Source organism: Nonomuraea sp. NPDC049158 (assembly GCF_040648335.1).
Lineage (GTDB): Bacteria > Actinomycetota > Actinomycetes > Streptosporangiales > Streptosporangiaceae > Nonomuraea.
On record NZ_JBEZDM010000007.1, the window covers coordinates 302,388 to 325,889 of the forward strand.

General features: G+C 70.1%; 22 protein-coding genes. 11 read left to right on the forward strand and 11 right to left on the reverse strand.

Features of this window, described 5'->3' with window-relative positions:
• The first annotated feature begins 49 nt into the window (after window positions 1–49).
• Window positions 50–991 (forward strand): class A beta-lactamase, encoded by a 942-nt coding sequence (gene bla, locus AB0B61_RS18660; protein WP_358432943.1) that lies wholly within the window; start codon window positions 50–52, stop codon window positions 989–991.
• Window positions 992–995: 4 nt separating this feature from the next.
• Here the strand turns inward: bla and AB0B61_RS18665 are convergent, their stop codons facing one another.
• A complete protein-coding gene (locus AB0B61_RS18665) occupies window positions 996–1,973 on the reverse strand; it encodes a LuxR C-terminal-related transcriptional regulator (protein WP_358432945.1) in 978 nt (325 codons plus the stop codon).
• A gap of 152 nt (window positions 1,974–2,125) precedes the next feature.
• Here AB0B61_RS18665 and AB0B61_RS18670 point away from each other — a divergent pair, with 152 nt between their 5' ends.
• The 3 genes from AB0B61_RS18670 to AB0B61_RS18680 are packed head-to-tail and all read left to right on the forward strand — an operon-like array spanning window position 2,126 to window position 5,573.
• Window positions 2,126–4,096 carry a TRAP transporter fused permease subunit gene (locus AB0B61_RS18670; protein WP_358432947.1) on the forward strand — a complete coding sequence of 657 codons (1,971 nt, stop codon included), beginning with the start codon at window positions 2,126–2,128 and terminating at the stop codon, window positions 4,094–4,096.
• The gene (locus AB0B61_RS18675) at window positions 4,093–5,040 is read left to right on the forward strand and encodes a TAXI family TRAP transporter solute-binding subunit (RefSeq protein ID WP_358432949.1); all 948 of its coding nucleotides are present in this window, start codon (window positions 4,093–4,095) and stop codon (window positions 5,038–5,040) included. Before AB0B61_RS18670 ends, AB0B61_RS18675 begins: the two co-directional genes overlap by 4 nt.
• 20 nt (window positions 5,041–5,060) lie before the next feature.
• Entirely contained in the window at window positions 5,061–5,573 is a 513-nt protein-coding gene (locus AB0B61_RS18680; protein WP_358432951.1) for a DUF1850 domain-containing protein, read from the forward strand.
• Here the strand turns inward: AB0B61_RS18680 and AB0B61_RS18685 are convergent.
• From AB0B61_RS18685 to AB0B61_RS18710, 6 genes are all read right to left on the reverse strand, one after another.
• Window positions 5,483–6,451: a magnesium transporter CorA family protein gene (locus AB0B61_RS18685; protein WP_358432953.1), complete on the reverse strand. Its 969-nt coding sequence runs from the start codon at window positions 6,449–6,451 to the stop codon at window positions 5,483–5,485. The genes AB0B61_RS18680 and AB0B61_RS18685 overlap by 91 nt on opposite strands.
• Entirely contained in the window at window positions 6,451–7,164 is a 714-nt protein-coding gene (locus tag AB0B61_RS18690) for a DUF72 domain-containing protein (protein ID WP_358432955.1), read from the reverse strand. The genes AB0B61_RS18685 and AB0B61_RS18690 overlap by 1 nt, the downstream gene beginning before the upstream one ends.
• Before the next feature lie 39 nt (window positions 7,165–7,203).
• Window positions 7,204–8,064: an NAD(+)/NADH kinase gene (locus AB0B61_RS18695; protein ID WP_358432957.1), complete on the reverse strand. Its 861-nt coding sequence runs from the start codon at window positions 8,062–8,064 to the stop codon at window positions 7,204–7,206.
• Window positions 8,065–8,131: 67 nt separating this feature from the next.
• A complete protein-coding gene (locus tag AB0B61_RS18700) occupies window positions 8,132–9,295 on the reverse strand; it encodes an FAD-binding oxidoreductase (RefSeq protein ID WP_358432959.1) in 1,164 nt (387 codons plus the stop codon).
• Window positions 9,296–9,494: 199 nt separating this feature from the next.
• Window positions 9,495–10,034, reverse strand: coding sequence for a hypothetical protein (locus tag AB0B61_RS18705; RefSeq protein ID WP_358432961.1), 540 nt, complete (start codon window positions 10,032–10,034; stop codon window positions 9,495–9,497).
• A 39-nt stretch (window positions 10,035–10,073) separates the two neighbouring features.
• Window positions 10,074–10,499 carry a nucleoside deaminase gene (locus AB0B61_RS18710; RefSeq protein ID WP_358432963.1) on the reverse strand — a complete coding sequence of 142 codons (426 nt, stop codon included), beginning with the start codon at window positions 10,497–10,499 and terminating at the stop codon, window positions 10,074–10,076.
• Between the two features lie 105 nt (window positions 10,500–10,604).
• Between AB0B61_RS18710 and AB0B61_RS18715 the strand changes: the two genes are divergently transcribed.
• Entirely contained in the window at window positions 10,605–11,765 is a 1,161-nt protein-coding gene (locus tag AB0B61_RS18715) for a YncE family protein (protein ID WP_358432965.1), read from the forward strand.
• A gap of 70 nt (window positions 11,766–11,835) precedes the next feature.
• Entirely contained in the window at window positions 11,836–13,059 is a 1,224-nt protein-coding gene (locus tag AB0B61_RS18720; protein ID WP_358432967.1) for an MFS transporter, read from the forward strand.
• A 10-nt stretch (window positions 13,060–13,069) separates the two neighbouring features.
• Here AB0B61_RS18720 and AB0B61_RS18725 read toward each other — a convergent pair whose 3' ends face one another.
• The 3 genes from AB0B61_RS18725 to AB0B61_RS18735 form a co-directional block, all read right to left on the reverse strand.
• Entirely contained in the window at window positions 13,070–13,954 is an 885-nt protein-coding gene (locus AB0B61_RS18725; protein WP_358433089.1) for an MFS transporter, read from the reverse strand.
• 115 nt (window positions 13,955–14,069) lie between these two features.
• The gene (locus tag AB0B61_RS18730) at window positions 14,070–15,080 is read right to left on the reverse strand and encodes an FAD-dependent monooxygenase (protein ID WP_358432969.1); all 1,011 of its coding nucleotides are present in this window, start codon (window positions 15,078–15,080) and stop codon (window positions 14,070–14,072) included.
• A gap of 66 nt (window positions 15,081–15,146) precedes the next feature.
• Window positions 15,147–15,971, reverse strand: a complete 825-nt coding sequence (locus AB0B61_RS18735; protein ID WP_358432971.1) for an SAM-dependent methyltransferase — start codon at window positions 15,969–15,971, stop codon at window positions 15,147–15,149.
• Window positions 15,972–16,259: 288 nt separating this feature from the next.
• Between AB0B61_RS18735 and AB0B61_RS18740 the strand changes: the two genes are divergently transcribed.
• Entirely contained in the window at window positions 16,260–17,165 is a 906-nt protein-coding gene (locus tag AB0B61_RS18740; protein WP_358432973.1) for a helix-turn-helix transcriptional regulator, read from the forward strand.
• A gap of 182 nt (window positions 17,166–17,347) precedes the next feature.
• Complete coding sequence (locus AB0B61_RS18745) at window positions 17,348–18,367, forward strand: LacI family DNA-binding transcriptional regulator (protein WP_358432975.1); 1,020 nt, start codon at window positions 17,348–17,350, stop codon at window positions 18,365–18,367.
• 111 nt (window positions 18,368–18,478) lie between these two features.
• On the opposite strand, the gene AB0B61_RS18750 is transcribed toward AB0B61_RS18745, so the two are convergent.
• Complete coding sequence (locus tag AB0B61_RS18750) at window positions 18,479–20,146, reverse strand: glycoside hydrolase family 43 protein (RefSeq protein WP_358432977.1); 1,668 nt, start codon at window positions 20,144–20,146, stop codon at window positions 18,479–18,481.
• Between the two features lie 136 nt (window positions 20,147–20,282).
• Between AB0B61_RS18750 and AB0B61_RS18755 the strand changes: the two genes are divergently transcribed.
• From AB0B61_RS18755 to AB0B61_RS18765, 3 genes are read left to right on the forward strand one after another with little or no spacing between them, the layout of a single operon-like run.
• Window positions 20,283–21,632, forward strand: a complete 1,350-nt coding sequence (locus AB0B61_RS18755; RefSeq protein ID WP_358432979.1) for an extracellular solute-binding protein — start codon at window positions 20,283–20,285, stop codon at window positions 21,630–21,632.
• A 51-nt stretch (window positions 21,633–21,683) separates the two neighbouring features.
• A complete protein-coding gene (locus AB0B61_RS18760; protein ID WP_358432981.1) occupies window positions 21,684–22,616 on the forward strand; it encodes a sugar ABC transporter permease in 933 nt (310 codons plus the stop codon).
• Window positions 22,613–23,500, forward strand: coding sequence for a carbohydrate ABC transporter permease (locus tag AB0B61_RS18765; protein WP_358432983.1), 888 nt, complete (start codon window positions 22,613–22,615; stop codon window positions 23,498–23,500). Before AB0B61_RS18760 ends, AB0B61_RS18765 begins: the two co-directional genes overlap by 4 nt.
• Window positions 23,501–23,502 lie beyond the last annotated feature (2 nt).

Genomic DNA, 23,502 nt, shown 5'->3' on the forward strand with positions numbered 1-23,502 from the left:
ACGATCTGCTGTGCTCCTCTCCTCTGACGGACGAGAGCAAGGACATGGCATGCGACACCCCCGCCGCCTCACGGCCGCGCTGCAAGCGACCGCGCTGACGGCCTCCCTCCTGGCGGGCGGCGCCTACGGAGCAGGCACCGCCTCGGCCGCGACCGCGCCGTCGCAGGTGGTGAGCGACGGCCAGGCCACCGCCCGGAAGGAGTTGCGCGCGCTGGAGGCGTCCTTCAAGGGCCGCATCGGCGCGTACGCCCTGGACACGGCCACGGGGAAGACGATCGCCTATCGGTCCGGCGAGCGTTTCCCGCTGCTGTCCACCTTCAAGGCGATGGTCTCCGCCGCCGCGCTGCACAAGGCCCGCACCTCCGACCCGGGGCTGATGGAGCGGGTCGTCCACTGGACGGCCGGCGACCTGAAGCCGAATTCGCCGGTCACCGAGAAGCATGTGAAGGACGGGCTGACCGTCGCCGAGCTGTGCAAGGCGGCGATCACCTACAGCGACAACACCGCCGGCAACATGGTGCTGAAGCAGATCGGCGGTCCGGCGGGCCTGACCCGCTACTTCCGTACGCTGAAGGACCCGATCTCCCGTCTGGACCGCTGGGAGACCGAGCTCAACGACTGGACTCCCAAGGACAAGCGGGACACCACCACGCCCGCCTCCGTGGCCCGCGACCTCGGGAAGGTGACGACCGGCGCCGCGCTCACCGCCAAGGACCGGGAGACGCTCAACGGCTGGCTGATCGCCAACACGACCGGTGACGCCCGCATCCGCGCCGGCCTGCCCAAGACCTGGACGGTCGGCGACAAGACCGGCACCGGCCCGTCGTACGGGACGGCCAACGACATCGCCATCGCCTGGCCCAAGAAGGGTGCCGCCCCCATCATCCTGGCGATCTACACCAACCGCCCGGCCGCCGACGCCGCCAACGACGAGAAGGTCATCGCCGACACCGCCACCATCCTCGCCCGCGGCCTGGGCAAGATCTCCTAGCGGGCTAGACGTCGAGGCGGCACAACCCCTCGGCGAGCGCCTTGGTGGTGAGGCGGGTGCGGCTGTCGCAGCCCAGCTTGGCGAAGATGTGCTCCAGATGGGTGGTCACGGTGCGGACGCTGAGCACCAGGGCGGCGGCGATCTGCGGGTTGGAGTCGCCGGCGGCCACCCGGGTGAGCACGTCCACCTCCCTGCCGGTCAGCTCGTACGGCAGGGAGCACGGGCGTTCGGCCACCACCGCGCCCTGGAGCGAGCCCTGGAACCCGACGCCGGCCCGCAGCACCCGCACCTCGTGCCAGCGGCCGTCGCGGTCGAGCCAGAGACCGCGGCGGCTCAGCTCGCGCGAGTCGATGAAGGCGCGGGCGAGCCCCGCGATGGCCGGTTCGTCCCACAAGGCGGTGGATCTGGCGACGCCGGGGACCTCACGGCGGACGCCCAGCCGGTCGTAGGCGGCCGCGAGGAACCCGCTCGGCAGCCCCACCGGGTCGATCACGCACCGGGTCAGGTCCGTGACATGCGCCAGCATGGGCGCCACGGCCGCGACCAGCGAGCCGGTGAGCTCGGGGAAGGCCTCTCTGGCCGCCAGGTGCAGCAGGCCCGTGTAGCGGCCCTCGGCCAGGAACAGCGGCGTGGTCAGACCGGCGCGCCACCCGTAAGGGGCGAGATGGCGGCGGAAATAGCGCTCCGTGCCCGGCTCGGGCATCGGCACCGGCGCCCGCGTGGTCATCGCCGTGCGGTAGGCCTCCAACCCGGTGTATTCCTCGGCGGCGTCGCCGTCGATGCGCCGGTGGCCGTCGGAGACGACACTGTGGTGCCGCCCGCTGGCCGGGTCGAACGCGACGAACTCGTAGGCGTCGACCGGGACCACCCGGCGCAGCGCGGCCATCGCACCGCGCGCGCCACCACCGCCGCCGCCCGCCGCCTGGTAGCCGATTTCGGCGAACGCCTGCAGCTGGCGGACGTTCAGGGTGATCTCGGCCACGGTTCTTTATATCAGTGCGTGCGCGCACGCACTGGGGTCTCCGGCTATGGGCCGCCGCTCGTCGCCGTCCAGATTTCTGTACCGAACTGGGCCTTCCTCATTGCGTAAAGGGCTCGTAAAGTCCGTCCAAACGCCCTGTCAGGGAGGCCCACTTGACCGAGCTGAGCGACCGCGACGCGGAGCTGGTGTCGGCCCACGAGCAGGAGCGTCCGGCCCGGCGGCTGACCGGGACGCTGCGGCTCGGCGTGTGGATCGTCGGCGGGCTGCTGTCGGCGTACTCGCTGGTGGTGGTGTTCAGGCCCGTCGAGGCGCTGGAGCATCGGCTGACGTTCCTGGCGGTGGCGCTGCCGTTGGTGTTCCTCTGCTATCGCTCGGGGATCTCGTCGGCGCTCAGGCGGGTACGCGGCGCGGCGCCACCCGATGAACCGCGACGCGAAGCGGTGGATCGGCCCGGGGTGGGTGACTGGATACTGGCGGCGGCCTCGCTCGCGGTGCTCGTCTACCCGCTGCTCGACATCGACGCCTTCCGCGACCGGGGGTCGGGTGCGGCGCTGACCGGGCTCGACATCGCGGCCGGCCTGGTGCTGACCGTGCTGCTCCTGGAAGCGGTCCGCCGCACGGTCGGCTGGTCACTCGCCATCATCTGCCTAATTTTCCTGGCTTATGCCTATTTCGGGGCATATTTGCCGATTGGGTGGACGATTGGCCATCGCGGCTTCGACCTCGCGCAGATCGTGTCGCAGCTCTACACGGGCACCGAGGGCTTCTTCGGCGTCCCCATGCAGGTCGCGGCCAGCTACATCATCCTTTTCACGATTTATGGCGCGGTGCTGGATTATTCGGGCGCTAGCAAGTTCTTCATCGACCTGAGTTTCGCCGCCTTCCGCAAGTCCCGCGCCGCCCCCGGCCGTACGGTCACCACCGCCGGCTTCCTGCTCGGCACCGTCTCCGGCTCGGGCGTGGCCACCACGGTCAGCCTCGGCAGCGTCGCCTGGCCGGTGCTGCGGCGGGCCGGCTACCCCAAGGAGGCGGCGGGCGGCATCCTCGCCTCGGGCGGCATCGGGGCGATCCTCTCCCCGCCCACGCTCGGCGCGGCGGCGTTCATCATCGCCGAGTATCTCAAGGTCAGCTACCTCGAGGTGCTGGTCTACGCGACGATCCCCACGATCCTGTACTACCTGGGCATCTTCCTGTCCATCGAGATCGACTCGCGCCGCTTCGGCACCCACGCCGTCGCGGTGGACGCGCCGAAGGCGGGCCGGCTGCTGCTGCGCTTCGGCTACCACTTCAGCTCGCTGATCCTCATCATCGTGCTGATGGCGCTGGACCGGTCGGCGTTCCAGTCGGTCGTGATCGCCACCGCCGTCGCGTTCGCGCTGTCCTTCCTCGACCCCGGGCACCGGATGGGCCCGAGGCGGACCGCGCAGGCGCTGGCCAAGGGCACGCTGGAGGTGCTGCCCGTGACGGCGGTGTGCGCGGCGGCGGGCATCATCGTCGGCGTCATCACCCAGACCGGGCTCGGGCTCAACCTCAGCGCGATCATCGTGGACGTCGCCGCGGGCAACCTCATCCTGACGACGGTCATGTCCGGGGTCGCGGTCATGCTGCTGGGCCTGGCCGTACCGGTGACCGCGAGCTTCATCATCGCGGCAGTGATCATCGCACCGGCGCTCACCACGCTCGGCGTCACGTCCGCCGAGGCGTACATGTTCGTCTTCTACTACGCGGTGCTGTCCGAGGTGAGCCCGCCGACCGCGCTGTCGGCCGTCGCGGCGGCGGCGATCACCGGCGGCAACACCTACAAGACGATGATGATGACCTGGCGCTACACGCTGCCCGCGTTCCTGGTGCCGTTCGCGTTCGTGCTCACGCCGAACGGTCAGGCGCTGCTCGGGCAGGGACCGATCGGCACGGTGCTGCTGATGAGCGCCGTCTCGGCCGTCGCGGTGGCGGCCCTGGCCATGGCGACCGGCGGGGTGAGCGGGTGGCCCGAGCGGCTGCTGGCCGCCGTGGCGGCCGTGTTGCTGCTGTTCCTCGAACCCGTCCCCATCGTCGCGGGCCTGGCCGTCCTGGCCGTCGCGGCGGCCGTGCACCTCATCAGGAGAAGGAGCGTCCCAGCGTGAAGCGGATCCTTGCGGTACTCGCCGCCACGGCACTGGCCGCCGGAGCGGCGGCCTGCGGCGACGTGAGCGGCTCGGGCCACCGGTTGTCGATCGCCACGGGCGGCACGACCGGCGTCTATTACGTGTACGGCGGGGGCCTGGCCAAACAGCTGACCGACAACATCGCCAACACCCAGGCCACCGCGTCCGTCACCTCCGCCTCCGTCGAGAACATCAAGCTGCTGGCCACCGGCAAGGCCGACATCGCCTTCTCGCAGACCGACACGGCCACCGACGCCGTCAACGGGACCGGATCCTTCACCGCCAAGCAGCCGATCAAGGCCATCGCCCGCATCTACGACAACTACGCCCACGTCGTCATCGCCCCCGGCCTCGGCGCGAGCAAGGTCGCCGATCTGAAGGGCAAGCGGGTCTCGATCGGCCCGCCCAACTCCGGCACCCAGGTCCTGGCCAGGCGCCTGCTGGAGGCGGCCGGCCTGAACCCCGACTCCGACATCTCCAAGCAGCAGCTGTCCATCAACGAGTCGGTCCAGGCCGTCAAGGACGGCACGATCGACGCCTTCGTCTGGGTCGGCGGGCTGCCCACGGGCGGCATCGTGGACCTGGCCACCAGCAAGCCGGACATGAAGCTGCTCGACACCGCCGACCTGCTCGCGCCGATGCAGGCCAAGTACGGCAAGGAGTACGTGGGGCTCGACATCGACATGTCCCTCTACAAGCTGCCGGGCACCATCAAGACGGTCGGGGTGGCCAACGTGCTGCTCGTGCCGGACAAGATGGACGAACAGCTCGCGTACGACATCACCAAGACGCTGTTCGAGAAGAAGGCCCAGCTCGCGGCCGTTCACCCCGAGGCGGCCAAGCTCGACATCACGATCGGCCAGCAGGTGGAGCCGGTCGCGCTGCATCCGGGCGCGGCCCGCTACTACAAGGAGAAGGGCTGATCCGCCGCGCCCTCGCGCTGGTGACGCTGCTGGCGGCCGGCGCCTCCGGCGCGGGGCGCCCGGCCGTATACGGGCTGCTCCTGCCTCCGTCCGGCGTGTTCGCGATCGGCTACATCCATTCGATCTACCACGCCCCGTCGGCGGAGGTGTTCACCGTCCAAGAGCGCCGTTTCACCATGCGGGCCGTGGTCTCGACCAGCGGCGGCGTGCTCGACTACTACGCGCTGGACGGCGAGCGGGGCCACGCGGCGGGCCTCTGGACGCTCCGCCTGGCCGCCCCCGCGACCTACGACGACCTGCCGCTGATCGCCACCCCGATCGGGCGCCGGACGCTGATCGCGGGCGGGCGCTGCCTGCCCCTCTATCCGGCCTCGGGAGCCGCGCAGGTACGGCTGACGGTGCGGCTCGCGCTCGACGGCCGGGGCGGGCCCTGCCCCCGCGACTACAGCCAGTCCTTCTTCTTGAAGATCGCGTACAGCGCCACCGAGGCCACGGCCACCAGCGCCGACGCCACCCAGACGCCCCAGGGCTGACTCGAACCCGGGTAGGGCACGTTCATGCCGTAGAAGCCGGTGATCGCGGTCGGCACCGCGATGATCGCCGCCCAGCTGGTGACCCGCTTCATGATCTCGTTCAGCCGGAAACCCTGCTGGGCCAGGCGCGTCTCCCGCATGTTGGCCAGCAGATCGCGCAGCGACTCGGTCCACTCCGTCACGCGCACCACGTGGTCGTAGACGTCCTCGTAGTAGGGGGTCATGACCGGGTCGGCGACCAGCTCCTGGTCGCGGCGGAGCAGGGTGCCGACGACCTCGCGCATCGGCATGGTGATCTTGCGGAAGGCGGCCATGTTCTTCCGCAGGTCGTACATGGTCCGCTGCAGCTGCCTGCCGTCGATCGGCGCCTCCTCGAACAGCAGGTCCTCCAGGTTCTCCACCCTGGCGTCGAACTCCTGGACGAGATCGAACTGCCCGTCGACCACGTAGTCGAGCAGGCCGTGCAGCAGGAACGCCACCCCGTGGCCGGCCAGCCGCTTGGCGGCGTCCCAGCGTTTGACCACCTCGCCGATGTCGAAGTGGTCGCTCTCGCGGACGGTGACCAGCGCGTTCTTCGTCACGAAGGCGTTGACCTCGACCGGGTCGAGACGCCCGTCGTCGAAGTGCACCCCGTAGACGGTGATGAACAGGTGGTTCTGGTAGATGTCCAGCTTCGGGCGCTGGTGGTCGGACAGCACGTCCTCGACGGCGAGCTCGTGCAGGCCGAGCTCCTCGCCGACCACGGCGAGGTCCTCCGGCGTCGGCGAGCACAGGTCGAACCAGACGGTGTTCGCCTCGTCCTCCACGTAGTCGGAGACTTCCTCGACGGGGAAGCCCTCCTTCTCCAGGACACCGTTTCGATAAAGGCGGGTATGCACTAGACGAGTTTGGCAAAGCGGATCGCGTTCCGCACGGCCGCTCCCCCAGGATCGTTGTTGAAGTAGACGTAGGCGTCGCGCCAACCGGCCTCTTTGACCCGCTTGGCCCAGGTCTTCAGCGCCGTGTCGCCGTACGACGGCCACGGGGTGGCCCGCCCCTCGTGCAGCCGCACGTATCCCCAGCCGGCGGTGCGCCACAACGGGCTCACCGGCCTGCCGAGCCGGTCGGCCCAGCACAGGGCGGCGTCGCGGGCCGCCAGGATCTCGCGGACCTCGTCCGTCCACCACGACGGGTGCCGGGGCTCGACCGCGACACGCACGTGCTTCGGGAAGCAGTCCAGGCAGCGGGCGAGCCGCTCCGGATCGGCCTTCAGGGTCGGCGGCAGCTGCACGAGGATCGGGCCGAGCTTGTCCTTGAGCGTCGAGGCGGCGTTCATCAGCCGCTCCACCGGCTCCTCCGGATCGGCCAGCCGCTTGATGTGGGTGAGGAACCTGCTGGCCTTGACGGCCATCACGAACCCGTCGGGCGTGCGGTCCCGCCAGCCGGCGAAGGACTCGGGTGCGGGCAGGCGGTAGAAGGCGTTGTTGCTCTCGACGGTGGGGAACGTCTCGGTGTACGTCTCCAGCCAGAGGCGCTGCGGGACCCCCTGCGGATAGAGGATGCCGCGCCAGTCTTTGTACTGCCACCCGGACGTGCCCACCAGCGTCGCCATACCTCGGCGCCTACCCTGCCGAACGCGCCCTATCCATGGTCAGTCGACCTCGGCGCTGCCGTCCACCCGCAGCTTGCGCCGGGCCCGCTCGTAGAACGTCGTCCCCATCCGCACCACGTTGGCCGCGTCCGGCAGGGCGGCCACTGTCACACGGTCACCGGGACACAGATGCCCCAGCACCGCCCCGTCCACCTCCACCGCCAGCCGCCCGCTCGTGGGCAGCAGCTCCAGCGTCACCTCCTCGTCGGCGGGCAGGACCAGTGCCCGGTTGAACGACGAGTGGGCGGCGGCGGGCACCACCAGCAGCGCCGCCACCCGGGGCGACACGATCGGCCCGCCCGCGGCGAAGCTGTAGGCGGTGGACCCCGTGGTCGTGGCCACGATCACCGCGTCGGCCGCGTAGCGGACGAACGGATCGTCACCTGGCATGACCGAGACGGCGGCCATGCCATCGCCCGGGATGCGCACCAGGGCGATGTCGTTGAAGGCGATCAGCTCCTCGGCCCCGTCGAGCTTGGTCCGCACGGCCATGCGCGGCTCGATCGTGTAGCGGTGCCCGTCGATGGCGGACAGCGTGGCGGGCAACTCCGCGATGTCGATCTCGGCCAGGAACCCCAGCCGCCCCAGGTTCACCCCCAGCACCGGCGTCTTCCGCCCGGCGATGAGCCGCATGGTGCGCAGCATCGTCCCGTCGCCGCCGAGGCTCACCAGCAGATCGGCCCGCTCGATCAGCGTGTCGACGTCGACCGGCACGGCGCTGCAGTCGATCCGGCCGACCTCCTCCGGGAGCCCCATGACGGTGACGCCCCGGCCGGCGGCCCAGCGCAGAATGGTGTCGATCGCCTCTTTGGAGTCGCGCCGTGGATGCAGCACCAGCCCGACCGTCCCGACCATACCCATGTGGCCAGCTTAGGGGCCCGGTCTCCCTGCTCGACGTCCGCCGCCCGCCCGTACAGTGTGCCGCCGTTCAGACGATGTTGAGCTCCGGCCTGGCCCCGGCCAGGGCGAAGCGGCTCGCGTCGAAGCCGGTGACGTCGACGAACGGCGGCCGGTCCAGATAGAGATCGCGGACCACCTCGCCGACGGCCGGGCTCATCAGGAAGCCATGGCCGGAGAAACCGGTGGCGTAGATGAACCTGTCCACGTTGGGGGCGGTCCCGATGAGCGCGTTGTGGTCCGGCGTCACCTCGTACAGGCCGGCCCATCCGGTGGCGATGCCGGTCTCCAGCAGGGCCGGGGCGCGGCGGGTCATGGCCTCGCCCAGCCTCGGCAGCCAGGCGTCGGACCGGTCGAACTTGAACCCCGGCGTCTCGTCCGGATCGGACATGCCCAGCAGCAGGCCGGGACCTTCGCGGTGGAAGTAGAACGTGCTGCCGAAGTCGATGGTGAACGCCGTGGGCGGCAGGTCAGGGATCGGCTCGGTGATCAGGATCTGCCTGCGCAGCGGACTCACCGGCAGATCGACGCCCACCCAGTCGCCAATGGGGCGTGACCAGGCGCCGGCCGCGCAGATCACGGTGTCGGTCTCGATCCGGCCGCCCTCGGTCCGGACGGCGACGATGCGGCCGTCCACCGTCTCGATGCCGGTCGCGGCGCAGTTCGGCAGCAGCCGCGCGCCGAGCCGGCGGGCCGCGCCCGCGTAGCCGAGCACCACGGACTCGGGCGTGCAGTGGCCGTCGGTGGGCGAGTAGGCGGCGGCGAGCAGACCGTCGGTGTCGATCAGCGGCGACAGCTCCGCGGCCTCGCGCACCGAGATCATCCTGCTGGGCACGCCGAGGTCGTTCTGGATCGCCACGTTCTTCTCGAACTCCGCCACGGACTCGGGCGAGTCGAGCAGGAACAGGTAGCCCACCTTGTGCAGGTCGATCTCCTGCCCGAACCGGGCGGCGAAGGTGTCGAACGTCTCCAGGCTGCGTACGGCGAGCTCGACGTTGACCCGGTCGGAGAACTGCGCCCGCACTCCCCCGGCGGCCTTGGAGGTCGAGCCGGAGCCCAGCGGCCCCTTGTCGACCAGGACCACGTCGGTGACTCCGGCCGCGGCCAGCGCGTAGGCCGAGCTGACGCCCATGGCGCCACCCCCGATGACGACCGCTGAGGCCCGCGCGGGCAGCCGGCGTCCGGTTTCGCTCACGGCCACCTCCTTCCCCGCTCGCTCATGTATGTGCGGACATCATCGCTCATGCCTCCCGGCGGTCGCCGTCCACGGGTCCAGGATCGCCGAACGCCCGGATCCGGAGGAAGCGGTCGAGCCCGGTCATCTGTGGGCGTAGCCGAAGAGGTTCTTACGCTGCCACCTGCGGCCGACGGCCGCGCGAGTCGCCGCGCCCCGGTCAGGCCCGGTCGAGCCGCTGGAACAGGCCGTACACGAAACGGGCCCGGTAGTCCGTGCCCTCGTGGGCGAAGTCGACCACCCAATGCTGCGGCGCCGAGCCCTCGCCCTGGGCGGCCCCCGGGAAACTCCTCACGACGTCGCCGACGACGCACCCCCACGGAACCAGGTCCACGAAGGCCAGCGCCTTGTCGCCGTGGGGACGGACGAACCACTGGTTCCATATCGCGCCATCGGGCCCGAGCAGCACCTCGAACTCCAGGTCCGGCCAGGACGGCAGCGCCCACCGGGCCACGCGGCAGGTCAGGCTCCCGACCGGGGTCGTGCCCTCGTACGGCGGCGGGCCGAGCATCGTCCGCAACGCGGCCAGGCCCTTCCTGGTACGGACGGAGTGGGCCATTTTCGTCCATTGCGTGTGCGCGGCGCGAAGCTCGGCCCGGGACGCGCCCATGTCCATGAGCGCGTCCTCCACCCTCTCGGCGTTGAGATCACGCATCCGATGCATCAAGGTCAGCTCGAACTGACGAACCCCGAATCCCATGGCCGCCAGCCTGCCAGGCCCGGCGGTCGGGGATGGGGCTCATTTCCCGATGTCCTCATTCCACAGCGCGGGATGGGCGGCGATGAAGGCGGTCATGAGGTCGACGCATTCCTGGGAGTCGAGCACCACCACCTCCACGCCGTGCCGGGCGAGCCATTCGTGCTGCCCCATGAAGGTCCGGCACTCCCCCACGACGAGACGCGGGATGCCGAACTGGCGGATCAGGCCGCTGCAGTACCAGCAGGGCGACAGCGTGGTCACCATGGTCGTGCCCCGGTAGGTGGGCTGCCGCCCGGCGTCGCGGAACGCGGCGGTCTCGCCGTGCACCGACGGGTCGCCGTCCTGGACCCTGCGGTTGCGGCCCCGGCCCAGCAGCGTGCCGTCCGCCGCGAACAGCGCCGCCCCGACCGGTACGCCGCCCTCGGCGAATCCCTTCCTTGCCTCTTCGAGCGCTACTTCCAGCATGTTCCGACTATCCCCGCGGGCGGGCGACGGTCACCGTGATTTCCTGACGCAACTCTGACCCAGACCTCGACAGGCGCTGCCGAACGCCTTCCTAGGCTGTGGCGCATGCGACTGCCGAGGATGACGATCATGCTGGGAGCGGTCGCCGTCGCCGCCGCTTCCTGCGGTTCGCCCCCCGCTCCCAAGGTGGCCGGCCACGCCGCCGCGCCACCGCCGAAGCCGCTGCCGCTGAAGCCGCGCCCGCACCGGCACACGCCGGTAGCCGCGCACAGGACCGACGTCTACGCCCACGACCGGCCGGGGATGCTGAGCCCGCGGGTCGAGAAGCTCACCCCTCGCGTGTACGTCCCCAACAGCGAGTCGGACACGGTGGACGTCATCGACCCGCGGACCTACCGGGTGGTGCGCCGCTTCCGGGTCGGCGCCCTGCCGCAGCACGTCGTGCCCTCCTGGGACCTGAAGACGCTGTGGATCAACGAGAACCAGGGCAACCGGCTCGTCCCCATCAACCCGGTCACGGGCCGCCCCGGCAAGCCGGTGCCCGTGGACGATCCGTACAACCTGTACTTCACCCCCGACGGCTCGTACGCCCTGGTCATGGCCGAGCGCAACAACCGCCTCGACTTCCGCGACCCGCACACGATGCGCCTGATCCGTTCCCTCGAGATGCCCTGCAGGGGCATCAACCACGGCGACTTCACCGCCGACGGATCCGTCTTCCTGGCCAGCTGCGAGTTCTCCGGCCAGATCGTGGCCATCGACTGGGCGAGCCCCCGCGTGAAGAAGGTGATCGGTGTGGGGTCGGGGAACATGCCGCAGGACGTCAAGCTCTCCCCCGACGGCCGGCGCTTCTACGTCGCCGACATGATGGCGGGCGGCGTGTGGATCATCAACGCCGCCACGTTCCGGCGAGTGGGCTTCCTGCGCACCGGCGCGGGCGCGCACGGCCTGTACGTCAGCAGGGACTCGCGGCGGCTCTACGTCTCCAACAGGGGCGAGGGGACGGTCTCCGTCGTCTCGTTCGCCACCCGCGAGGTGGTCGAACGATGGCGGATCCCAGGCGGCGGCTCGCCCGACATGGGCGGAGTGTCGGCGGACGGCAAGCAGCTCTGGCTGTCCGGAAGGTACGACGGGGTGGTCTATGTCCTGTCCACCACGACCGGAAAGCTGCTCCACAAGATCAAGGTCGGCCGGGGGCCGCACGGCCTGTGCATCTACCCCCAGCCCGGACGCCACTCCCTCGGCCACACCGGCGTGTTCCGATGATCGGCCCCCGCGCAGGAAGATCTAGAGGCGTTGCCGCGCGGCCGCACAGCCGCTCGCGCGATGATGCCGTATGACGAACACCCAGGTCAGAACCCCTTTTCTCCTCGAAGTGGGGCGCAACGGGCGGCTCATCATGGCCGCCCGGGCGCTGCGGACCTTCGGCTACGGATGCACCAGCGTGCTCCTGGCCGAGCTGCTCGCCCAGGACGGCGCCGAACCCTGGCAGACCGGCCTGCTCCTGGCCGTGGCCGCCGCCGGCTCGGTGCTCGCCAGCCTGGTGCTCGGCCTGTTCGCCGACCGCTGGGGACGCCGGCGCACGCTGATCGCCTGCGGCTGCCTGATGGCCGTCGCCGGCCTCGCGTTCGCGGTCAGTGAGTCCTATCCCGTCCTGCTGGCCGCCGCCTTCATCGGCACGATCTCGCCGTCCACCAACGACAACACCCCGTTCTCCGGGGTGGAGCAGTCCATCCTCGCCCAGACCTGCGCCCCGGTCCGGCACACGCTCCTCTTCACCTGCTACAACGTCACCGCCATGGCGGCCGGCGCGCTGGGCGGGCTGGCCGCCGCCGCGCTGTCGTTCCAGCCGTGGGTGTCGGCCGCCGACGCCGCCTTCGCGGTGTACGCGCTGCTCGCGGCCGGCACCGTGTTGCTGTTCTGGTGCCTCTCACCGGACGCCGAGGCGGCGTCTCTTGAGAGGTGCCAGACCGGGCCCCGGGTACGAGTGCCCGGACCGGTCCGCCGTCTGGCCGCGCTGTTCGCCCTCGACGCCTTCTCCGGCGGGATGGCCGTCCAGGCCGTGCTGGCCTGGTGGTTCGCCCACCGCTACGGGGCCACCACCGCGCAGCTCGGCCTGGTGTTCTTCGCCGCCAACCTGCTCCCGGCCCTCGCCCAGCTCACCGCGCCCCTGCTGGCCGCCCGGCGCGGGCTGCTGGCGGCCATGCTGCTCCCCCACCTGGCCGCCAACCTGCTGCTGGCCGGCATCCCGTTCGCCCCGACGCTGGGCGGCGCGGTCGCGCTGCTGCTGCTCCGCCAGACCGTCTCCAAGATCGACGTACCGGCCCGGCAGGCCTTCACCGCCGCCGTCGTACCCCCGGCCTACCGAACGACCGCCGCCAGCATCACCAGCCTGGCGCGGAGCATCGCCGTGTCCATCAGCCCGCTCGCCGCCACGACCCTGCTCACGGGCACCCTGGTGACCCTGGGCGCGCCCCTCATCGTCGGCGCCCTCCTGGGCATCGGCTACGACATCACGCTCTGGCGCGCGTACCGGACCGATCCCGCGACCGAGGTCTGAGCGCGGCTGTTCATCCGTCCCTTCTTCCGCGCATCTCCGCCATCCCCCGGACGAGGAGCAGGCAGGGCGGTATCACCAGCACCAGCGCCGCCGCGCCCAGGAGGACGGCGTGGTCGCCCAGGAGGTTCGTCAGCGGCCCGGTCAGCGCCTGGCCGAAGGGCATGAGCCCGAACGTGCTGAGCCAGGCCAGCGAGGTGATCCGCCCGATCAGATGGTCGGGCACCTCCCGGTACATCGCGACGTCCCAGGTGAGGGCGTACGTCTCGACGCCGAAACCGGCCACGAGATAGCAGCAGAAGAGCACCCAGACAGAGGGGGCGAAGAGGAGCGCCAGCGGGACCAGCGCGTACAGGGACATCGACCACATGGCCACGATGCCCGGCCGCCGCGGCTGCCCGGCCATCATCGTGACGCTGCTGATCAGACCGCCGGCGCCGTAGAACGCGAGCGCCGTGCCGTACGCCGCGTACGACCCGAACGTCTCCCTGCTCATCAGCGGCAGGAGCACCTGGCTCGGGGCGATCACGAACATCAGGCTGACCGGGGAGAACAGGAGCAGGGCCGACAACCACGGCCGGCGCCCCGCCTCGGCGAACCCCAGCAGCGCCTCGCCCAGCATCGACCGGCGTCTCACCGGCGTCCACGGTGGCTCCGGCACCCGGCGGAACACGGCCGCGCCGCCCGCGAAGACGACCCCGGCCAGCACGAACGGGAGAATCTCGGCGCCGCTCGCCAGCAGGGTGCCGATCACGGGCCCGGCGATGACACCCAGGCGCGTACAGATGTTGATCAGGGCCCGGCCGGACACGCGCTGGTCTTCCGTCAGCGTGCACGCCAGCATGGCGTTGAAGGCGGGCCGGATGAACGACTCCGCCGCGCCGACGGGGAAGGCGATCGGACCAGACGCCCCCCACCAGGAGCAGGCTCAGCGACGCGATGCCCTTGGCGGCGAGCACGGAGCCGACCGCGGCCGCGTCACCGCCGGCTGGAGCACCCGTCAGGACGACGGTTCAACGCCTGGCAAGATCACTGTAGTCGCGTAGCGTGATGTTCTCGGCGGCCTTGCGGGCCATGTTGGCGGCCAGTTCTCCCGCGAGGACGTACGCGCCGACCAGGGCGAGTCCCGAGCCCATGCCCGACAGCGAGGAGGGGCAGTACGCCGCGTCGCCGATCAGGGCCACCCGGCCGCGGCTCCAGCCGTCCATGTGGACCTGGCCGACCGAGTCGAAGTAGAAGTCCGGCGCGTGCCTCATGTCGTTCAGCAGCCGGTCGCTCTGCCAGCCGGTGCCGGTGAACTGCTCGGTGAGGACGGCCTGCTGCCGCGCCACGTCGTGGCGGTCGAGGTCCAGGGCGGGCGAGCCGAAGTAGAAGACGGCCTTGGCCTCGGCGTTGTGGCGGGCGCTGTACATCGCGACGAGCTTGCCCGCGGTGCGGTAGGCGTGCCCGGTGTGATCGAGCCCGAGGTGGTTGGCCGTGGTGAAGATCGCGCAGTAGACGCCGAGGTGCTTCACGAACCCCTCCTCCGGCCCGAACGCCAGGCGGCGGGTGTTGGAGTGCAGCCCGTCCGCGCCGATCACCAGGTCGAACCTGCGCGTCGCGCCGCGCTCGAAGGTGACGGCCACGCCGTGGGCGTCCTCGGTGAGGGAGGTGATGGAGTCGCCGAAGATGTACTCGGTGTAGTCCTCGGTCGCGTCGTAGAGGATGCGGGCGAGGTCGCCGCGCAGGATCTCGACGTCTCCGGAGAACAGATCGGCGGGCAGCTGGGCCTGCGGCCTGCCCGCGCTGTTGACGTACGACATGGAGCCCATGCCGGTTCTGGCGCGTTCGATGTCGGCCAGGACCCCCATGCGGCGCAGAACCGACAGATGCGCCTCGCCCCGGAAGTCGACGGCGTAGCCGCCCTCGCGCGGCGCGGGGGCACGCTCCACGATCGTGGGGGTGAAACCGTGACGATGCAGCCAGTAGGCGAGCGCGGGGCCGGCGACGGAGGCGCCGGAGATCAGGACGTTGGTGTTCTTCATGGGTGAAGCTTCTGGGGGCAGGCTCACCGCGGCCTCACCGCCGGCTCACCGCCCTTGCCGGAGGGGCTACGGCTTGCGCGCCACCCCGCACAGCGCGTCCACCCGCTCCGTGGCGTCCTGGAACGGGTCGGGATCGGGGCGCCACTGCGGCAACGACACCACGCCGGGCTCGACGAGGTCCATGCCGTCGAAGAAGGCGGTGAACTGGCCCTCGTCGCGCAGGTTGTAGGGCACGCCGCCGCCCTCGTTGTAGTTCTCCTGGGCCTGGTCCAACGCCTGGCCGGTGACGAGGTTGACGCCGTCCCACAACGCCAGGTAGCTGCCGGGGGCGAGGCGCTCCATCAGTCTCGCCACGATCTCCTTCGGGCCCTCGTCGTCACGTACGTAGCCCATGATGCCCATCAGCATGAGCGCTACCGGGCGGTTGAAGTCCAGCGTCTTGGACGCGCCCGCCAAGATCGCGTCCGGATCGCGTAAGTCCGCTTCGATGTAGTCGGTGGCGCCTTCGCGGGTGCCCACGAGCAGGGCCTGGGCGTGCACCAGCACGAGAGGATCGTTGTCCACATAAACCACTCGGCTGGTCGGGTCCGCGTGCTGCGCGAGTTCGTGCGTGTTATCCACGGTAGGCAGCCCGGTGCCGATATCGAGAAACTGACGAATCCCCTGCTCTTGGACCAGATAGCGGACGATGCGGGCCAGCAGATGCCGAGACAGTTGAGCGATCCTCACGATTTCCGGGAAGTCTCTGCTGAACTCATCGCCGGCCTGGCGGTCGACCGGATAGTGGTCCTTGCCGCCGAGCCAATAGTTCCACATACGTGCAGCGTGCGGAACAGATGTGTTGATATGCCGGGGAATCGGCGCGCCCTCCACAGGCGATTCGTCCGTCACGAAACCCTCCTCTAATGTCGCCTCCGTGGTCACTGAAACCTAGTGGCCGCGCTTTACCCGCGCTATACCGCGAAGGACGATAAAGTTGGATATTTCCGGAGGAAGTGGCGGAGCAGTTCCCCAAGTCCGGGCGAGGACAGCCGGCACTCGGCGAAGATGAAACCGAACAAGTGCACGGTGAAGAAGGGGCAGCCGGATGGGACTGACAGGAAATATGGTGTCTCAGCTGTCTCATGTGACAAGATGGTGACGATCGCGGCGTGGCGATTTGCCGAATTGGGAGCATAAATGCCGACTCCTCGGGGCAGTGGCGACTCGACGGAAATCTCTGGCGACACGGGACAACGGTCCGGGCCAACGGCCTTGCGGATGCTGGTCGGCGTACGCCTGCGTCGGCTGCGCGAGGCCCACGGAATCACCCGCGGTGAGGCGGGATCCGCCATCGGCTGCTCCGCGTCCAAGATCATCAACTTGGAAGGCGGGCGCATCGGTCTCCCGCTTGGTGATGTGGCCGACCTGCTCAGCCTGTACGGCGTCGACGAGGACGAACGCCAGATCGTGCTGGCGCTGGCCGTACAGGCCAATGCTCCTGGCAGGTGGCAGGACTACCGAGACGTGATCCCCGACGAGTTCGAGGCGTTTCTCGGGCTTGAGCAGGACGCCACGGTCATCCGCACCTACGAGGACCAGCACGTCCCGGCCCTGCTGCAGACCAAGGACTATGCCCGAGCGGTCATCGAGCAGAGCCACGAAGGCGGCGACGCCGAGCTGATCGAGCGCCGGGTCGCCTTGCGGATGCACCGCCAGCGACTGCTGCTGCCACCCACGCCCCGTACGTTATGGGTGGTCATGGATGAGTCGGTGCTGCGCCGCCAGGTCGGCGACAGCGTGACGATGCGCGCCCAGATGGAGCATCTTCACGAGATGGTCAAGCTGCCGCACGTCACCCTCCAGGTGCTGCCCTTCGTTCACGGCAAGGGGGTGGACCCCTTCACCGTCCTGCGCTTCGCCGAGGCGGACCTGCCTGATGTGGTCCATCTGGAACAGACCGCCGACGCCCAGTACCTCACCAGGGACGCCGACGTCCGGCCGTACCGCCATCTGCTGAACCAGCTGAGCGTCTACGCGCAGCCGGCCGGGGCGACTCCGGAGATCCTCCAGCAGATCATCGGCACCCTCTGGTCGACGCCGTAGCCGGCGGGGCGAGTCGGAACGTCAAGGCCGTCGCCGTTCCTTCTCCGGCCGGAGTGCGCGGCGGGGTGACGCCATCGACCTTCGCGTGCGCGTTCGCCCGGCCGGAGTGCGCGGCGGGTGTGACACGATCGACCTGACACCGGGCAGGCCAGGGCGTCGTGCTGGAAGCTGGAGTGAAGGACATGAACCGGGCACCAGGCATGGTGGATGTGGCACGCGAAGCCGGCGTGTCACACGTCACCGTCTCCCGCGTCCTGAACGATCACCCATCGGTCCGGCCGGAGACCCGGGCCCGGGTCGAGGCCGCCATCGAGAAGCTCGGCTACCGCCGTAACAGCGTGGCCCGCGCGCTCAAGAGCCGCCGGTCCTCGACGATCGGCGTGGTCCTGGCCGGAGCCGAGCTGTACGAGCTGCCCCGCGTCCTGCGCGGCGTACAGGCCGCCGCGCAGCGGGCCGGATACTGGCTCAACCTGGCCGCCTGGCAGGGCGGCACCACCAGAGACCTGACCGAGACGCTGCAGCGGCTCACCGACCAGGCGGTGGAGGCCATCGCGATCATCGCCGACCGGCCCATGGTGATGGACGCCCTGGCCGACATCGTCACCGGCGTGCCCATGTCGGTGATCATGTCCGGCAACGTGCCCAACCCGGATGTCGGCTTCGTCGAACTCGACCAGGAGCTCGGCGCGCGGCTGGCCGTACGCCACCTGCTGGAGCTCGGGCATCGCCACATCGTTCATCTGACCGGCGCGCTACGCACCTTCGACGCACGGGAGCGCGTCGAGGGCTGGCGGGCCGCGCTGGCCGAGACGCCGGAGGCCCACGGCGAGCTGTTCGAGGGCGACTTCACCGGCAACAGCGGCTACCGGCTGGCCCACTACCTCTTCACCCGCCGGACGGGCGGGCTACCGACGGCGATCTTCGCCGGCAACGACCAGGTGGCCATGGGGGTGCTGGCCGCCTTCGCCGAACTCGGCGTCAAGGTGCCCGACGACATCTCACTCGTCGGGTTCGACGACATCGCCGGCGCGGCCTACCTGGTGCCCGCGCTCACCACGGTCCGCCAGGACTTCGTCGGTCTCGGCGAGCGGTCCATCCAGCAGTTGCTGCGCATGATGCGGGGCGAACCGGCCTCCTCCGAGCGGATCGCCCCCGAGCTCGTGGTCCGGCGCAGCACGGCACCACCCCGGCTGCCGCGCTAGCTGGCCCGCCGTCTGGGGCACGCTGGCGCCGCGCCTACTTGCCCCCGTCCGGGACACTGGCCAGCCCCCGTCCGGGGCGCGCTGGCTAACCTGCCGTCCGGGGCGCGCTGGCTAGCTCGCTGTCCGCGACCCGCTGGTCTGCTCGGCCTGGGGCTGGTAGTCGAACCAGCGGGCGTACGCCCGTGCGTCGCTGGAGCGGCCGTTGCTGGTCGCGTACAGGCCGAGGTAGACCCCCACGAACCCGCCCGCCCGCTCGGTGCTCAAGGAGGCCCGCTCGACGCCGCCCAGACTGACCCATTGGCCGCTGTCAGGCTCCTTGAGGCGAAAGGCGTAACGGGCCTCGTCCCCCTCGACCGCCAGCACCACCTCGCCCGTCGCCACCGGTACGGAGGCCAGGCGGGTGCTCGTACCGGCCTGCCGTAGGGTCAGCACCACCTGAGCCCTCCCACCGTCGTCCACGGTCAGGGCGAGTGTGGCGTGGTGGTCCTGGTTCTGGAACACGGCGAGTCCGGCCTCCTCCGCCGGATGAGCGGCGGAGAAGCTGATGTGCGTCCGCGCGTCGAAGCGGACATGCTGCTGGCGCCGCCCGAGGAAGGTGGGCACGCCGGTGGAGCCGAGCGACTCGGCGGCGAGGACGAGACCGAGGCCACCTCCGTCGGCCGAGGGGCGGACGCGGTCGTCAACGGGTCCCCGAAGGCTGTTCCACTCCAGGCCCGGCACCGGCGCGTCAAAACGCACCCGGCCCGCCACCACGGCGGCACCCTCCCCCAGCCAGGCCGAGGCGCCATCACCCGACCCCGCGAACGCGCCATCGCCCAGCCCTGCGGCGTCGCCATCTCCCGCTCCCGCGGTGGCGATCGACGGCAACCGTTCCGACAGTCGCACGCCACCCGCCTCCGGGGCGAAGACCGGCCCGTGGGCGCCCCAGGCGACGGGCACCAGGAACACCTCGCGGCCCAGCGTGTGCGTGCCCTCGATCGGCCGGACCCCGAGCGCCACGGCCCAGGTCTCGCCGTCGGGGGTGTCCACCAGGTCGACGTGGCCGACGTTCTGGACGGGCTCGGCCGAGCCGCGGTGCCGGTGGGTCAGCAACGGGCTGCGCGGATCGGTGACGTACGGGCCGGTGACGGCGCTCGAGCGCGCCGCGGTGACGCTGTGGTTGCTCTCGGTCCCGCCTTCGGCGGCGATCAGGTAGTACACGCCGTCCCGCTTGTACAGATGGGGCGCCTCCACCCACGCCCCGCGTACGGCGCCGTGCCACAGCACGTGGGTCGGCCCGACGAGCTTGAGCCGCTCGAGGTCGAGCTCACGCATCCACAGCTCACCGGGGCCGCCGCCGGTCGGCTGGCGGGCGTCCCGGCAGGCGGTGAACCAGCACCGGCCGTCGTCGTCGAAGAACAGCGACGGATCGATGCCCTCGGCCTCCAGCGGCACCGGATGCGACCACGGCCCGGCCGGGTCGTCGGCGGTGACGACGAAGGTGACGCTGCCCTGCCGCTTCCTGGCCAGGGTGGAGACCACGTAGAACGTGCCGTCGTGGTGGCGGATGGTCGGCGCCCAGATCCCGTCGGAGACGTCCAGGCCCTCCAGCGACAGCAGGCTCGGCCGGTCGAGCACGTGCGTGAGCTGCCGCCAGCTCACCAGGTCCCGGCTGTGGAACAGGGGGATGCCAGGGAAGTAGGCGAAGGACGAGGTGACCAGATAGAAGTCCTCGCCGGCCCGGCAGATCGACGGGTCCGGATAGCAGCCGGGCAGAACCGGGTTGCGGAAGGTGGGCACGGGGGTGGACTCCGAAGCTGTGTCGGCTCTGTTACGAGCAGGGGGCTTGACAGGATGACAACGTTAACATCAGGTTAGTTCCCAACGCACGACCCGGCATTCCGCCGTGGTGCACCACCCGTCCGAGGAGCCCGTGATGACCCCACCGACCCCCCGACCGCGCCGTCGCTGGACGATGGCCGCCGCGCTCGCGGTCGCCCTGACAGCGAGCGTGGCCGCCTGCTCGTCCGCCGACACGCCCTCCTCGGGCGCCTCGGGCACCGAGGCCGCCAAGGGCCCGGTCACGCTCCAGGTCTGGACCTGGAACCTCAAGGGCAACGATCCCCGGGCCAAGGCGATCATCGACAAGTACCACCAGGAGAACCCGAACGTCACCGTCAAGCTGTCGGAGGTCGGCGGAACCGCCGACACCGCCTCCAAGCTGCTGGCCGCCGACCAGGCCGGCGACACCCCCGACGTGGTTCAGGTGGAGTACCGCGGCCTGCCCGCCCTGGTGGTGGCCGGAGCCGTCAAGGACGTCACCGCCGACGTGGCCGCCGTCAAGTCCGGCATCGAGCCCAACATCTGGGCCCTGACCACCTTCAACAACCAGGTCTACGGCGTACCCCAGGACATCGGGCCGATGATGTTCACCTACCGCAAGGACCTGTTCGACAAGTACGGCGCCAAGGTCCCCACCACCTGGGCCGAGTACGCCAAGGCGGCCGAGCAGATCCACAAGAAGGACCCCGAGGCCTACATCGCCAGCTTCTCCGCCGCCCAGCTCGAGTTCTTCGCCGCGCAGGCCGCCCAGGCCGGAGCCCAGTGGTGGAGCAACGACGGCAAGGCCTGGAAGGTCGGCATCGACAGCGAGCCGTCGCTGAAGACCGCCGACTTCTGGGAGGACCTCGTGAAGCGGGACCTGGTCAAGGTCGAGCCGCTGCTCACGCCGGAATGGAACGCTCAGGTCAACGACGGCAAGCTCCTGAGCTGGGCCGCCGCCGCCTGGGCCCCCAACGTGATCCACTCGGTGGCGCCCGACACCGCCGGCAAGTGGGAGTCCGCGCCGCTGCCGCAGTGGACGGCCGGTGACCCCGCCGTCCCGTTCCTGGGCGGCTCCGCCTTCCTGGTGCCGGCCAAGTCCAAGCACGCCAAGGAGGCCGCGGCCTTCGCCGCCTGGCTCGGCGCCTCCGACGAGGGCTCCAAGCTGCAGCTCTCCCTCGACATCTATCCCGGCGGCAACGCCGGCCGCCAGGCGACCCTGAGCCACGAGCCGCCCAAGCTGATGCCGCAGCAGAAGGACTTCTACCAGGTCGCCGACCAGGTGATCAAGAACACCACCATCCCGGTGACCTGGGGACCCAACGTGAACGTGTCGCAGACCGCCTTCGGAGACGCCCTCAACAAGGCCGCCCTCAACAAGAGCTCCTTCCGCGAGGTATACAAGGCCACGCAGCAGGCAGTCGTCGCCGACCTGGAGAAGTCCGGCTACACCGTCACCAAGTAAGACACCGAGGGCCCGTCGGGGCCCTCGGTCCGACCCCATCCTGGATGTCTCATGCCCGCCAACCCCGCTGGCCGGCGCCCGCGCCTCCGCTTCCGCGGCGCCGCCACCCCGTGGCTGTTCGCCACGCCCGCGATCGTGTTGTTCACCCTGTTCCTGATCATCCCGATCGGTTACGCGATCTACCTGAGCTTCCGCGGCTTCCGCATCGACGGCGGCGGCGCGTTCGGGCGGCGGGTGCAGACTTTCGTCGGCTTCGACAACTATCTCGCCGCGCTCACCGATCCCGAGTACGTCGCCGGGCTCGGCCGGGTGCTGCTCTACGGCCTCATCTCCATTCCCAGCGTGCTGGGCCTGGCGCTGCTGTTCGCGCTGCTGCTCGACACCCCCAGGGTGCGGGCGCGCGGCTTCACGCGTACCGCGATCTTCCTGCCGTACGCGGTGCCCGGCGTCATCGCCAGCCTCCTGTGGGGCTTCCTCTACCTGCCCAGCACCAGCCCGCTCAACTACCTCGCCAAGCAGTTGCACGCCGGGCCGCTGGACTTCTTCAGCTTTCCCACGCTGTACTTCTCGCTGGCCAACATCGCGCTGTGGTCCGGCGTCGGCTTCAACATGATCATCATCTTCACGTCGCTGCGCGCCATCCCCACCTCCATCTACGAGGCGGCCCGCATCGACGGGGCCGGCGAGCTGCAGATCGCCTGGCGCATCAAGATCCCCCTGGTGGCGCCCGCGCTGGTGCTCACCGGCCTGTTCTCGGTGATCGGCACCCTGCAGTTGTACAGCGAGCCGGCCACGCTGCGGCCTATGTCGACCACCATCAGCTCCACCTGGGTACCGCTGATGAAGATCTATCAAGAGGCGTTCATGAACGACAACCTCGGCGGGGCCGCCGCCGCCTCCGTCGTCCTGGCCCTGGGCATCCTGGTCCTGTCCATGGTGCTGCTGCGCTTCTTCCAGCGCCGTACCTTCGGGGACAACGCATGACCGCCATATCCCGCACCGGCGATCGCCAGTTCCGCAGGCGCCGCCGCACGGGTGTGACGCGGCGGCCGCGGCTGGCGCTGATCGTGCTGCTGCTCGGCGCGCTCTACTGTCTGGCCCCCGTGATCTGGGTGGTCGCCGCCGCCTCGAAGACCTCGCGCGAGTTGTTCACCACCTTCTCCTTCGTGCCCGGCAGCGGGTTCTTCGACAACCTCGCCAACCTGAGCGCCTACGGCGACGGCCAGTTCTGGCAGTGGGGGCTCAACTCCCTGCTGTACGCCGGTCTCGGCGCGGTCCTGTCCACGCTGGTGTCGGCCATGGCCGGTTATGCCCTGGCCAAGTTCCGCTTCCGCGGCAGCCAGGTCCTGTTCTCGGTGATCCTCGCCGGTGTGCTGGTGCCCGGCATCGTGCTGGCCGTCCCGCAGTATCTGCTCATGGCGGCCGTCGGCCTGGCCGGGACCTACTGGTCCGTACTCCTGCCGGTGATCATCAACCCGTTCGGCATCTTCCTGTGCCGGGTCTTCGCCAACGCCGCGGTCCCCCAGAGCACCCTGGAAGCGGCCCGCCTGGACGGCGCCGGCGAGTTCCGCATCTTCGGCGGCATCGTGCTGCCCATGATGACGCAGGGGCTGGTGACGGTGTTCCTGCTGCAGTTCGTCGGCATCTGGAACAACTTCCTGCTGCCCTTCATCATGCTCTCCGACCAGGACAAATACCCCATCACCCTCGGCCTGTACACGTTCATGGGCAAGGGCGCGGGTGATGGCGACCTGTACTCGCTGGTCATCATGGGCTCGGCCGTGTCCGTCATCCCGCTGATCATTCTGGTCCTGGTCCTGCAGCGCTTCTGGCGCGCCGACCTGCTGGCCGGCGGATTGAAGGGATGATC

What these genes read in the sequence shown, in the direction of transcription:
- AB0B61_RS18720 (WP_358432967.1), top strand. Translation starts at nt 11,836, where the DNA reads ATGACGAACACCCAGGTCAGAACCCCTTTTCTCCTCGAAGTGGGGCGC.
- AB0B61_RS18760 (WP_358432981.1), top strand. Translation starts at nt 21,684, where the DNA reads ATGCCCGCCAACCCCGCTGGCCGGCGCCCGCGCCTCCGCTTCCGCGGC.
- AB0B61_RS18695 (WP_358432957.1), bottom strand. Translation starts at nt 8,064, where the DNA reads ATGGGTATGGTCGGGACGGTCGGGCTGGTGCTGCATCCACGGCGCGAC.
- AB0B61_RS18740 (WP_358432973.1), top strand. Translation starts at nt 16,260, where the DNA reads ATGCCGACTCCTCGGGGCAGTGGCGACTCGACGGAAATCTCTGGCGAC.
- AB0B61_RS18765 (WP_358432983.1), top strand. Translation starts at nt 22,613, where the DNA reads ATGACCGCCATATCCCGCACCGGCGATCGCCAGTTCCGCAGGCGCCGC.
- AB0B61_RS18715 (WP_358432965.1), top strand. Translation starts at nt 10,605, where the DNA reads ATGCGACTGCCGAGGATGACGATCATGCTGGGAGCGGTCGCCGTCGCC.
- AB0B61_RS18755 (WP_358432979.1), top strand. Translation starts at nt 20,283, where the DNA reads ATGACCCCACCGACCCCCCGACCGCGCCGTCGCTGGACGATGGCCGCC.
- AB0B61_RS18705 (WP_358432961.1), bottom strand. Translation starts at nt 10,034, where the DNA reads ATGGGATTCGGGGTTCGTCAGTTCGAGCTGACCTTGATGCATCGGATG.
- AB0B61_RS18710 (WP_358432963.1), bottom strand. Translation starts at nt 10,499, where the DNA reads ATGCTGGAAGTAGCGCTCGAAGAGGCAAGGAAGGGATTCGCCGAGGGC.
- AB0B61_RS18690 (WP_358432955.1), bottom strand. Translation starts at nt 7,164, where the DNA reads ATGGCGACGCTGGTGGGCACGTCCGGGTGGCAGTACAAAGACTGGCGC.
- AB0B61_RS18730 (WP_358432969.1), bottom strand. Translation starts at nt 15,080, where the DNA reads ATGAAGAACACCAACGTCCTGATCTCCGGCGCCTCCGTCGCCGGCCCC.
- AB0B61_RS18745 (WP_358432975.1), top strand. Translation starts at nt 17,348, where the DNA reads ATGAACCGGGCACCAGGCATGGTGGATGTGGCACGCGAAGCCGGCGTG.
- bla (WP_358432943.1), top strand. Translation starts at nt 50, where the DNA reads ATGCGACACCCCCGCCGCCTCACGGCCGCGCTGCAAGCGACCGCGCTG.